The sequence below is a fragment of the Methanoculleus horonobensis genome, from assembly GCF_001602375.1.
Taxonomy (GTDB): Archaea; Halobacteriota; Methanomicrobia; order Methanomicrobiales; family Methanoculleaceae; genus Methanoculleus; species Methanoculleus horonobensis.
This window is the reverse complement of record NZ_BCNY01000013.1, coordinates 186,707-199,065: the sequence shown is the minus strand read 5'-3', so window position 1 is coordinate 199,065 and position 12,359 is coordinate 186,707. Positions and strand designations below refer to the sequence as shown.

The window sequence follows — 12,359 nt, the reverse complement described above, 5'->3', positions numbered from 1 at the left end:
CGATACTCCCACGGTCCACTGTACTGGGATTTTTCCACGCTCTCGGATCGCTTCATCTCTCGCTACGTGAAACGCATACAATACCCGAGGCTCACCAGTCAAGACTTGTAGTCTTTACCCATTCACCGCCGTCCCCGTCCCCTCTTGTCGTACACCCCCGGCACGGCCTCCCTGATGGCGGCGAACGTCTCCGGCAGGAGCGTGCCTTTCTTTCCGACGACGTCCGATGTCCGGATGGTGGCGGCGTGTGCGGCGAGAGCGTAACTCTCGGTGAAGAGGTCGAGCCCGCCCCGGGCGAAGTCGTTGAGCGAGAGGGGGATCGAGATCCCGTCGATGGACGGACTGCTCGATACCGGGCAGATCAGCAGGTTTCCGCTCTCTCCCGCAGAAACGACCACCGCCGGGCGCACTTTCCGCTCGCCCACTCCCCCTATCCGCACGGGGGCTAAAACGACGTCGCCGCTGGCGTAGCGTCCCATATGCATACCGGTCGACGTGAAAACCGATAAGAGAATTGATCCGGGCTTATGACTACAGGAGAAGGGGGGGCGTTCCCGCCCCCGGTGCGCTGTTACGGCGTCTGCCCCTTTGCTCTTCCGTTGGACTTCTGCTGCGCATCAAGGAACCCTTTCTGGTTCTTCACCTTCTCTTTCGCGTTCCCCTTCGCGGTCCAGGCATACCCGTCGGCGTCACCCTTCTCCATCTTTTTGCCGTTGCCCGGGTTGATGACGGAGACGGCCCCGGTGCCGACGACCGAGACGTTTCCGTTCTCCGTCACGGCGCTGCCGGTCACCGTCAGGTTTCCGTCACCAGTGGCGAGGTCGGGATCCTGCTGCCGGTACTTCAGGATGAGCGTGCCGCCATCTTTCATACAGAAGTTGACCCGCTCCGGCGTTGCGTTCCCTATCCTGAACTCCGAGGGGTCCGATACCGTCGTGTTCTCGCTACCGGATCCGGCGAACCCGAACCATTCCGCGATGCTGATAAAGACGGTCATGACACCGTTGCTCTTCTGGTTCAGGGTCTTCGGGGCGACCTTCACCTCCGCCGTCTGCGGGGCGACGGTCACGTTCAGGGTGTCGCAGGCAACGGCGCCAGTGGCGTTATTTACGACCTTTACGGTGACTGCGTAGGCGCCGGCGGCGGGGTAAGTATAGGTTGCCCGGACGGTGCCGTTCTGCTCGTCGTCCTGCACAACTTCCGCCCTGGTCGTTCCCGTGCTCCAGTCGACGGAGGCCGAGAGGTTCATCGCGTCGAAGACATCGGTGTCGTTGCAGGTCGCGAGGATGGTGACCGGCTCCCCGGCAAGCACGGTGCGGTCGCCCCCTGCATCGAGGACAAGGGCGGCCTGCACGGCAGGAACCGCCACAATGAGGGCGATGAAGAGGGAGAAGATTCGGATCGTGGTATCTTGTTTCATGAGTGTCTACCTCCGGTAGATACTGGCCCTGCCCCCCTATTTGACCGCATTGAGCTTCCCGGTTCAATCGATTAGCCGGGCGGTGGTGGACGATCGTCTATACCCGGAGCAGCCGGGCATTGATCGCGACGATCACCGTGCTTGCACTCATCAGCACCGCCCCGACGGCCGGGGTGAGAAGGATCCCGGCACCGATCAGGACACCGGCGGCGAGCGGGATGGCGACGGTGTTGTAGCCCGTCGCCCAGAGGAGGTTCTCGAGCATCTTCCGGTAGGTCTTCTTTGCGAGGTCGATGACCGCCGCCGCGTCCCGCGGGTCGCTCCTGACGAGAACGATATCGGCGCTCTCGACGGCCACATCGGTTCCGGCCCCGATGGCGATGCCCACATCGGCCTCGACGAGCGCGGGTGCGTCGTTGATCCCGTCGCCCACCATCGCCACCCGGTAGCGCCGCTGCACCTCCCGGATCTTCTCCGCCTTCTCATGGGGGAGAACCCCGGCAAAGAACTCGTCAAGATCAAGTTCCCCCGCCACCCACGCGGCGACGTCGCGGTTGTCCCCGGTCAGCATCATGCACCGGACGCCCATCTCTTTGAGCCGGCGGATCGCCTCCCCCGACTCCGGCCTGATGATATCGGCAAGCGCGAGCGCTCCCGTGAGACGGTCGTCCTCGAGCAGGAAGACGACGGTCTTGCCCTGCTGCTGGAGCGTCTCGATCCGCCCGTCCCCGGGATCGATGCCCCGCTCCGCGAGGTAGCCCGGGCCGACCACCCGGACGGTCCGGCCCCCGGCCTTCCCCTCGACGCCGACTCCCGGGATCGCCCGAAACCCATCTACCGGGAGCGGAGCAATTCCCCGTTCCTCCGCGCTCCGGACGATGCCCCGGGCTATCGGGTGCTCGGAGTGCGCCTCTACCGATGCCGTCGTCCCGACCACGTCCTCCTCTGTCGCGCCGTCTAAGGCGAGGACGTCCGTGACACCGAATCTTCCCGTCGTGAGAGTTCCGGTCTTGTCGAAGACGACCGCCGTGAGATCCTTTGCCCGCTCGAACGCGCTCCGGTCCCGGATCAGGAATCCCGACTTTGCGGCAAGCGCCGTCGAGACTGCAATCACGAGCGGGACGGCGAGGCCGAGCGCGTGGGGACAGGTGATGACCATCACGGTCGCGGCCCGCTCCACTGCAAATCCGGCCCCCTCTCCGAGGGCGAACCACGCCGCGAACGTCACCGCGCCGACCGAGAGGGCGATCACCACCAGGAGGAACGCCGCCCGGTCGGCGAGATCCTGCGTCCGCGACCTGCTCTCCTGCGCCTTTCGGACGAGGTCGATCACCTGCGCGAGATAGGTCTCCGCACCCGTCCGCCGGACCTCCACGGCGATCGAGCCCTCGCCGTTCACCGCTCCGCCGATGACCGCATCACCCGGGCGCTTCTCCACCGGGCGCGACTCGCCGGTGAGCATCGCCTCGTCGACGCTCGTCGCCCCCTCGATCACCGTGCCGTCCACCGGCACCTTCTCCCCCGGCCGGACGAGAACCCGGTCGCCCGGTTCGAGCCGGTCGACGGGCACGTCGTCCGTGCCGGCGTCCCGGAGAAGGTGCGCCTCCGAGGGCATGACCCGGACGAGTTCCTCGAGCGCACGCGATGCCCCGAGAACCGAGCGCATCTCCACCCAGTGCCCGAGGAGCATGATGTCGATCAGGGTGGCGAGTTCCCAGAAGAACCCCTCCTCGCCGACGATACCGAGAACGACCGCCGAACTGTATACGTAGGCGACGGTGATCGCGACGGCGATGAGCGTCATCATCCCGGGCATCCGCGCCTCGAGTTCGCTTACGATGCCGGTGAGAAACGGCCACCCGCCGTAGAGGTAGACCGCGGTCGCAAGAGCGAGGAGCAGGTAGTCCGATCCCGGGAACCGGATAGCGATCCCGAGAAGATCCTGAACCGGTTTCGAGAGGAGAAGGATTGGAATCGTCAGTATCGTCGAGACGATGAAGCGTCGCCGGAAGTCCTCGAGGGCGTGGTGGTGCGAGCCATGGCCGGGCCGGTGGGTCTCCGGCGGCTTCTTTTGGGTGGCCTCTTCTAGATCCGTCTCGTTCCGCCGTCCGCCCTCACCGTGATCGTGGCCCACTTCATGCCCTCCCCGTCCGCTGCTCTTCTGCTGCCCCATCGTGCATGCCCGATCCTTGTGCGTACCGGTTCATGGTGGTGATGCCGTTCTTGCTGGGGATGTATATATATCGGCCGCGCACAGCCCGGGAGTGTCGGGGCACATCTCTGCCTCCCTTTGGGTGACGGATATCGTCCGGTGAAAATGAACAGGTTTATAACTTCAGGGAAACAGCATTATGCCTGTGCTCGGATGAACCTGCCCGCAAGACCGATAGGATCGCCAAGATTCTTTTGAATTCTGGCCGAATTCGTTAGGTGTGTGCGGGAACATTTTATCTGCCTATGGGGATGAAACTCCTCCGAGAGTAAGGGAAGGTGATCCCGGCCGATGCATGACTGCACACCCGCACATGGCGATATCCTCGAACTCTCCGGCATCCTGGATGCGTTCGACGAGGGGCTGCTTATTGTCGGCCCCGACAACCGGGTGGCCTGCATCAGCAGTCATCTGCGGCATCTGCTCGGCATCACTCACGACGTGCCCGTCGGAACCGACGCGAATCATTTCGTCCGCTGGACCCTGATACCCCGTATCTGCGGAGGGTCGGGCAGAACCGAGATCACCGCATTTCTCTTCGGCCGCGCTTCTGCTGCCGACTTCCCGTGCGCGATGCGGTTGCCCGGGGGTGGCGAAGGATGGTTCCGCTGCTCATGCCGCGCGGTTCATGAAGGTCGGTTTCGCGGCAGCCGGCTCGTTCGTTTTTCTCCCGACACCTCCGGCCCCGGGGCCGTCCCGGTCCCCGAAACCCGGGCCTCCCGTGTCGAAGGTCCTGGAAGCGGCATGGATTCCGCAAAGCGGAGGCGGATAGAGGCGATACTGCGGGAGAGCAAGGACAGATACCGGTTCCTCGTCGAGAACCTCAACGAGGGGATCGCGCTGATCGACAGGGAGGGCATCGTGGTCTTCGCAAACCAGAGGATGGCCGATATCATCGGTTATTCGATCCCCGGGGTCATCGGAGCGCCGGTCTACGCGTTCGTCGATGAGAACGATGCCGGAGACGTGAGGGAACACCTGCAGACTCTTGGCCGGAGCATGCGCGAGGTCTTCGAGTTCGAACTGGTTCAAAAAGGCGGCGGACGTATCCATGCGCTGATAGCAACCACTCCCATCATCGACGCCGGCGGCACCTGCCGGGGGTTCCTTGCCACTGTCCAGGACATCACCCCCTTGAAGCAGATGGAAGCAAAACTCCGCGAGAGCGAGGAGAAGTACCGGTCTCTCGTTGAACTCTCTGCCGAGGCGACCCTGATCCACCGTGACGGGAGGATCATATTCGTCAACCCCGCCGGCCTGAAGCTGCTCGGGGCTTCACGCCCGGAAGAGGTGATCGGGATGGTTATCCTCGATATCGTCCACCCGGATGCCCGCGACATCATCGAGGCCATCACCGTGCGGGATCTCCAGGGCGTGGAGACGCCGCTTGTCGAGTTGTTGGTCGTCAGACTCGACGGAACGACGGTTCCCATCGAGGGGAGGGGAGCTCGGACGATCTTTGAGGGCCGACCTGCGGTTCAGGTCGTCATGCGGGACATCAGCCACCGGAAACAGGCGGAGGAGCAACTGCAGGCGAGGAACCGGCATCTCCTTCTGCTTAACCGGATCATCGGCACATCCGCTTCGACCCATCTGCCGGGAGAACTGCTGGAGACGGCGCTTGACCAGACACTCGATCTCCTCGGCTACGATAGCGGCGCAATCTACCGTATCGAGTCCGGACAGGGAGAGGCCGCTCTTCAGTGCCGGCGAAACATGCCGGATACGTGCACGGATCTGGCAGAGATCGTTTTCGGAAGGTCGTTTGCCGATACCATCGCCACCGGCCTTCCGTGCTACCTTGAACTGGATCGGGGCCTGAACTCCCCGGGATCCCGTCTTCTCCGGGAGTTCGGGTTTGCCGCACTCGCCTGCATCCCGCTCGTCGTCGAGTCCGACGTCGTCGGGGCGCTCCTCATCGGGACCCGGGAGCGTGGATTCTTCTCTCGCGACGAGCGTGCGCTTCTCGAAGCCGTCGGTCGCGAGATCGGGGCCGGCATCGTGCGGGGGATGCTCTACCGGAGGCTTGAGGTGGCGAACCGGGAGGCGAACCTCTACCTCGACATCCTTACGCACGATATCCGGAATGCGGACAACGTCGCAAACATCTACGCCGACCTCCTCATCGACGAGCTCGAGGGAGATCCGGCCCGATACGCCCGGAAACTGAAGGACGGGATCAGGAAGAGCATCGAGATCACCACAAACGTCGCCACCCTCCGAAAGATCCAGGAGGAACGGGACGGCCTTACGCGGCAAGACCTCAACGACGTGATCCAGGGAGAGATCGCCCACTTTTCCGGTCTCTGCATCCGGTATTCCGGGCAACCCGTGGAAGTCCTGGCCGACGATCTCCTTCCCGAGATCTTCACGAACCTCATCGGCAACGCCGCAAAGCACGGCGGGCCGGGTGTCGAGGTCACGGTGGCGGTCGATGCTCCGGACGATGAGACCGTTGTCGTCACCGTTGCCGACACCGGCCCCGGGGTTCCGGACGATGCGAAGGAGTCGATCTTCTTCCGGTTCGAGCGGGAGGGCGGCAGGCGGGGGAGCCAGGGGCTCGGGCTCTCGATCTGCCGGATGCTTGCCGCGCGCTACGGCGGCAGGATGTGGGTCGAAGACCGGGTTCCGGGGCATCCGGAGCAGGGCGCGGCATTCCGGTTCTCCCTCAGGAAAGCCGGACGTGGAGGCAATGCCTCCGCCTGAGCGCTCCCGTGCATGCTGCTACGGACGATCGGGTTTATTCCTGCTGTCGCAGACATTTTACCATGCATCGAATTGCTGCTCTTCTCTTTGTCTGTATTCTCCTCTCCGCCGGATGCCTCGGCGCGGACGAGTCTTCGGTGGGGGCGGGTCTCAGCCTGATCGCCCCGGTTGACCCGATACCCATATTCGACGGCCAGGCAACCTACGCCGGGATCATCGGTGTGGAGACGCCGCAGATCCAGACGAACTACAGCATGGGCTTCGTTGCCATCACACCGGGCAACATGACGCCGCCGCACCGCCTGATCGGGACGGCGGAACTCGTCTACGTGCTCGGCGGTACGGCGGAGATCCGTTGCGACAACGAGACGGTGACCGCCCGCGAGGGAGAGACCGTGCTCCTGCCGGAAGGGGTGCTGCAGTCGATAGCCCCGGCCGGGGATACCGATCTCACTTACTTCACCGTGAGCCAGCCGGCCTACACGGCCGAGATCGAGATCTCGGGGGACGAGCTCGATGCGGTCGACGTGAAGACGGACTGTGCGCCGTTCGTCGTCGCCGATCCCCGTGAAGGGATCGAGTGGAGCCTCGAATCCGGCGTGGCGGTCTACACCCTCATCAACCCGGTGCTGATGAACGAGACGGCGATCCCGGTCGGCTACAGCCTCGCATACGCTGAACTCCTCCCGGGCGGGTATCTTGGATATGACGGTATCAACGGCTCTTCCGACCTCCTCTACGTGATCGAGGGCGAGATAGAGGTTGCCACGCCCGGCGGAGAGACGATACGGGTTCCTGCAGGGAGTGCTGCCTATGTCCGGCCCGACCAGGTGAAAGAGACCCGGAACGTCGCGGACTCGACGACGAGACTCCTCTCGCTCATCGACCCGGCGTGGACACCGGAGAAGACTGTCCTCTTTGAGTAGATCCTCTCTTCTTTTTTCGGCGCCTGTTCTGGTTTCATGGAGGGTTGCCGGTATCCAGCCGGCCTATCCTGAGTGCGTTTGCGATGACCGCAAGCGAGAGCCCCATGTCCCCGAACGCCACCGCCATCCAGAGGGTGACCAGCCCGAAGACCGCGAGTGCGGCGATGCCGAGTTTCACCACGAGCGCCGTTGCGACGTTCTGCCGGACGACCGAGACCGTCTTCTCCGAGAGGGCGACGAGGTAGGCGACCCTCGAGATATCGTCCTCCATCACAACGATAGCGGCCGCCTCGATCGCGACGTCCGAGCCAATCGCCCCCATCGCGACCCCGACGTTCGCCCGTGCAAGCGCCGGCGCGTCGTTCACGCCGTCCCCGACCATCACCACGAGCCCGTAGCGGTCCATCAGCTGCTCGACCATCGCCACCTTATCCTCCGGCAGGAGCCCGGCATGGCACTCGTCGATCCCGATGCGGCGGGCTACCGCCTCCCCGACACGTTCGTTGTCCCCGGTGAGCATCACCGTCCTGATGCCCCGCGCCCGAAGAGCGGCAACCGTCGTTTCTGCATCCTTCTTCACTACGTCCGAGAGAGCGATGAGCCCGATCACCCCTGAGGCGGTGCCGGCGAGGACGACGATCTTCCCCTCGCTCTCCAGCCGGTCGTACGCCGCCTGCCATGCGTTGTCCCCGGGTTCGGCGAAGAGCGCAACGCTCCCGAGGGCGTAGGCCGCACCGCCGATCCTCCCCCGGACGCCTCTCCCCGCGATCGAGACGAACTCCTCGACGTCCAAGAGGACGGCGCCCTCCTCCTCCGCCCGCCGTCGGATCGCCTCCGCGATCGGGTGGCCGGAGCGTGACTCGAGCGACGCGGCGACGGCGAGCACCTCCGCCTCCGGAACCCCGAACCCGACCACGCCGTCCACCTCGAGCCTCCCGGTCGTGAGCGTCCCGGTCTTGTCGAAGACGACCACCCGGGCAAGCCCCACGGCCTCGAGCGAGTCCCTGCCCTTGATCAGCACGCCGTTATGCGCCGCGGTCGTGATCCCCGAGACCATCGAGACCGGGGTGGAGATCGCGAGTGCACAGGGGCAGGCGATGACGAGCAGGATCAGCGCCCGGTAGAACGCTTCGAGGAACGGGACGCCGAAGGCGAGCGGCGGGACGACGACGAGGAGGCCGGCGAGGAGGATGACCGCCGGCGTGTAGTAGCGGGAGAACCGCTCGATGAACGCTTCGGTGGGAGAGGTGTGGGACTGGGCCTCCGCGACCAGGGCGGCGACCCGGGCAATCGTGCTCTCTCGTTCCGGTTTCGTCACCCGGGCTTCGAGGTACCCGTCGACGTTCCGCGTCCCGGCGTAGACGGCGTCCCCGACCTCCTTTGCCACCGGGACGCTCTCCCCGGTGATCGCCGCCTGGTCGACCGATGAGGCGCCGGCAACGACGATGCCGTCGAGTGGAACGGTGTCACCCGGTCTTACGATCGCGATCTCCCCGACGCCGACGTCGTCGACCGCAATGGTCACCTCGCCGCCGTCCCGCCTGACCCGGGCGATCTGCGGCGTGAGATCGAGAAGCGACGCTATCGAGCGTTCGGCTCTGCCGGCTGCGTACTCCTCCAGAAACTCGGCGACGGCGTAGAGGTAGAGCACGGTCGCCCCTTCGGCGGGGTTTCCGGTCAGGAACGCCCCTGCCGCCGCGATGGATATGAGCACGGCGATGCTGAACCGGAGCCGGATGAGGGCGAGAAATCCGGCTTTCAGGACATCATAGCCGGATATGATCGCGGCGGCGAGGAGCAGGGCCGTCCCGGCGAAGGGATACGGGGTGAAGTACCCGACAATCACCCCTGCGATAAGGAGGATGCCCGAGACCCCGAAGACCGCAATCTCCCGGCGGCCGACGACCTGCCCGTGAGAGGCCCCGACCCGGCAGCGGGGGCAGGACGCCCCCTCCTCATGCTCCGTCACGACCGGCCTCCGGCCGGGGTCGTTCGGGCGCAGTCTCCGTCATGATAATACTACCCTGGCTGCTTCGCACTTAAAGGGTGTCCGGGTGTATATCACGATATCTCGCCGGCGCGATCGCTCATATGGGGGTCGCCCTTTCACCGAGCAGAACCATTATGACGAGTTCGACCCAACTGATCGGAAGATCGCCCCCAGCACAGCATGCCCGGGTGACGGCCTGCCGTCAATCTCCGTCACCCTGCCCGACTTCCCTGCAGTGTTAAACTATGCCGTCACCAGACTTCACCGCGCCCGCCCCGGAAAAACGGGATCTGCCTGCCGACGAGGCAGTCCCCTGCAGGATCTGGACCCGCGGGCCCAACGGCGTGGCGCCTGCTCTCCGGAAGACGACGTTCGAATGGCGTTCTGATTCCGCATGGGCGGACAACCTCCATCCGGAGGACGCCGGGAGGGTGCTCGCCCGGTGGGAACGCTGCAGCGATGCCGGTCTTTTGCGGAGATGCGACTACCGGATCCGGGATGCTGGCGGCGGCTATCGCACCATCGCGAGCAGGGGCATCCCGGTCAGGGACGGCGCGGGCAGGATCGTACTCTGGGCGGGGGTCGACCTCGACGTCACCGGCCGGGACGAACCCTGCTGGCAGACGAAGGAACTCTGCACCCTCTCCGCGGTCGCCCGCGCGATAGAAGGCTGCGCCGATGCCGACGTGGTCTTCCGGGAGACGGCCGCTCTTCTACCCGGCGGCTTCCGCCACCCTGAGCTGGTCTCGGTGCGGATAGAGCCCGGAACCGCCGTTCCCGAACCCGGGAGGATTGTTGCCGGGATTGATGCGGGAGAACGTTCACCCGCATACCTCGTGGTTGAGTGCCGGAAGAGGCCGGAAGGGAGCGACGACCCATTTGTGCCGCAGGAGCACGCCCTCGTCCGTGCCGTCGCCGCGATGCTCGGGGTGGCCATCGCACCGGCACACACTCCTGCTGCATCAACCGGGCACCAGTACCGCCTCCTCTTCGACCAGATGCCGGACGCCGGCCTCCTTCTTGAGATACTCCGCGACGCTTCAGAGAACCCTGCCGGCTTCCGGATCGTCTGGATCAACCGCAAAGCCGCCGAAAGCCTCGGGCGTCCGCAGGAAGAGGTCGTCGGAGAAGACCTTCCGAAGGCCGTTCCGGCGATCGGCACCACTGCGCTCGACCTCTTCTACCAGGTTGCCGCAACCGGGAGGACGGTGTACCGCGAGGTCTCAACCCCCGAAACCGGCTCATTTTACGAACTGAAGGTGTACCGGCCGCAGTACGACCTGCTCGTCGTCATCGCGGAAGACGTCACGGAACGGCGCAGGGCCGAAGAGATGTTGCGGGAGCAGCGGATCGCTCTGGACAACCGGGTGAGGGAACTTGCGACGCTGTATGCCGTGAGCGGTGTCATCGAGCGGCCGGGGAACTCGGTCGAGGAGGTTCTCCGCGATGTTGCCGTCATCCTTCCGGCCGGCTGGCTCCATCCGGAAGATGCCGCCGCCCGCATCGTGGTCGACGGCCGGGAATACCGGTCGGCCGGATTTGTCGAGAGCCCCTGGCGCCAGGAGAGCCCGATCGTCGTCCAGGGAAGGATAGCCGGGAGGGTGGAGGTCTGCTACCGCCACCCGCGGCCCGAAGACGACGGTGCGCTGTTTCTCGTCGGTGAACGCCGCCTGATCGACGCCGTTGCCGGGCGGCTCGGCCGGGTCATCGAGCGGATGCGGGCGAACAAGGATATCGGGAGGAGCGAGGAGAAGTACCGCCTTCTCTTTGAGCGGATGCTCGAGAGTTACACCCTCTACGAGGTTATCCGGGACGACGAAGGGAACCCTGTCGATTACCGTATCAGCGAGCTGAACGAGAAAGCGGCCGAGGTATTCGACCGCAGCCGGGAAGAACTGGTCGGGCAGCGACTCTTCGATATCTTCCCGGCGATCCGCGAGGGTGCCCGTGCTCTCTACGGAGAGGTCGCAGAGACCGGTCTCCCGGTGCAGCGGCGGCTGCAGGAGCCGAGAACCGGACGGTGGTACGACCTGCAGATCTACCGGCCGCGGGCCGGAATGCTGGCCGTCACGGGTCAGGAGATCACCGAGCAGAAGAAGGCGGAACTTGCCCTGCGGAAGAGCGAAGAGCGGTTCCGGGGGATCTTCGAGCAGGCGGGCACCGGGATCGCGCTCATCGACCCGGACGGGCGGATCATGGAGGCGAACCCGGCGCTCGTGCGCATGTTCGGCTACGATGAGGACGAACTGTATCGTATGCGGTCGTACGACCTGATCTACCCCCCCGACCGGGAGGAGGCCGGTTCTCTCCACCAGGAGACCGTCCTGAGGAAGGGCATCCGCCGGGAGAAGCGCTACCTGACGAAGGACGGCAGGATCGTCTGGGGGCGGCTGACCACGTCGCTGCTTCACGACTCCGGAGAGGGAGGCCTGGTCATCGCGATGCTGGAGGACATCACCGACTGGCGGGAGATGCAGAACGCTCTCGGGGAGAGCGAGGAGCGGTTCCGCCAGATTGCGCAGCGGAGTTTTGATATGATCTACACCTGCTACCATGACCGGGGGATCACCTACATCTCCCCGGCGGTGGCCCGCATCCTCGGGTATACCCCCGATGAACTGATCGGCCGCAGGTGTCAAGACTATGTCGCCCCCTCGTCCCTCCCCGTCTGGGAGGAGGGACGGGAGAAGATCGCCCGGGGCGAACCGGTCGAGGGGCTTGAGGTCGAGTTCCGCCGCAAAGACGGGTCGGTGGCGTTCCTCGAACTGAACGAGTCTCCGATCGTGGAGGAGGGCCTCGTTGTGGGCGTGCAGATCGTTGGTCGGGACGTCTCGGAGCGGGTGCGCTACGAGGATATGCGGCTGCAGGCGTTCTACCAGATCGAGCAGAATATCGAACAGTTTGCAGTTCTCGCGGATCATATCCGGCTGCCTTTGCAGGTGATCCTGGGCATGGCCGATCTTGCCGACGATGAGGCGATGTCGGAAAAGATCCGGGAGCAGGTTGACCGGATCAACGCGATCGTCAGACAGCTCGACGAGGGCTGGGTCGAGTCCCGCGACATCCGGGAGTTTCTGCGGAGGAATGAACTGGTGTAACGGTCTC

General features: G+C 64.7%; 7 protein-coding genes. 3 read left to right on the top strand and 4 right to left on the bottom strand.

Annotated features, from left to right (window positions below; translation table 11 throughout):
- Positions 1-122 precede the first annotated feature (122 nt).
- The 3 genes from MCUHO_RS03970 to MCUHO_RS03960 form a co-directional block, all read right to left on the bottom strand.
- A complete protein-coding gene (locus MCUHO_RS03970; protein WP_235808156.1) occupies positions 123-479 on the bottom strand; it encodes a type II toxin-antitoxin system PemK/MazF family toxin in 357 nt (118 codons plus the stop codon).
- A 92-nt stretch (positions 480-571) separates the two neighbouring features.
- Positions 572-1,420 carry a hypothetical protein gene (locus MCUHO_RS03965; RefSeq protein WP_067073642.1) on the bottom strand — a complete coding sequence of 283 codons (849 nt, stop codon included), beginning with the start codon at positions 1,418-1,420 and terminating at the stop codon, positions 572-574.
- Positions 1,421-1,517: 97 nt separating this feature from the next.
- Entirely contained in the window at positions 1,518-3,554 is a 2,037-nt protein-coding gene (locus MCUHO_RS03960; protein ID WP_067074506.1) for a copper-translocating P-type ATPase, read from the bottom strand.
- Between the two features lie 369 nt (positions 3,555-3,923).
- Here MCUHO_RS03960 and MCUHO_RS03955 point away from each other — a divergent pair, with 369 nt between their 5' ends.
- Both MCUHO_RS03955 and MCUHO_RS03950 read left to right on the top strand, forming a co-directional pair.
- Positions 3,924-6,338: a sensor histidine kinase gene (locus tag MCUHO_RS03955; RefSeq protein ID WP_067073637.1), complete on the top strand. Its 2,415-nt coding sequence runs from the start codon at positions 3,924-3,926 to the stop codon at positions 6,336-6,338.
- Positions 6,339-6,400: 62 nt separating this feature from the next.
- Complete coding sequence (locus MCUHO_RS03950) at positions 6,401-7,264, top strand: cupin domain-containing protein (protein ID WP_067073634.1); 864 nt, start codon at positions 6,401-6,403, stop codon at positions 7,262-7,264.
- 34 nt (positions 7,265-7,298) lie between these two features.
- On the opposite strand, the gene MCUHO_RS03945 is transcribed toward MCUHO_RS03950, so the two are convergent.
- Entirely contained in the window at positions 7,299-9,233 is a 1,935-nt protein-coding gene (locus MCUHO_RS03945; RefSeq protein ID WP_067073630.1) for a heavy metal translocating P-type ATPase, read from the bottom strand.
- A 266-nt stretch (positions 9,234-9,499) separates the two neighbouring features.
- Here MCUHO_RS03945 and MCUHO_RS03940 point away from each other — a divergent pair, with 266 nt between their 5' ends.
- On the top strand, positions 9,500-12,352 hold the full coding sequence (locus tag MCUHO_RS03940; protein ID WP_235808155.1) for a PAS domain S-box protein: 2,853 nt from the start codon (positions 9,500-9,502) through the stop codon (positions 12,350-12,352).
- Positions 12,353-12,359: the final 7 nt, after the last annotated feature.

What these genes read in the sequence shown, in the direction of transcription:
- MCUHO_RS03955 (WP_067073637.1), top strand. Translation starts at nt 3,924, where the DNA reads ATGCATGACTGCACACCCGCACATGGCGATATCCTCGAACTCTCCGGC.
- MCUHO_RS03950 (WP_067073634.1), top strand. Translation starts at nt 6,401, where the DNA reads ATGCATCGAATTGCTGCTCTTCTCTTTGTCTGTATTCTCCTCTCCGCC.
- MCUHO_RS03970 (WP_235808156.1), bottom strand. Translation starts at nt 479, where the DNA reads ATGGGACGCTACGCCAGCGGCGACGTCGTTTTAGCCCCCGTGCGGATA.
- MCUHO_RS03965 (WP_067073642.1), bottom strand. Translation starts at nt 1,420, where the DNA reads ATGAAACAAGATACCACGATCCGAATCTTCTCCCTCTTCATCGCCCTC.
- MCUHO_RS03940 (WP_235808155.1), top strand. Translation starts at nt 9,500, where the DNA reads ATGCCGTCACCAGACTTCACCGCGCCCGCCCCGGAAAAACGGGATCTG.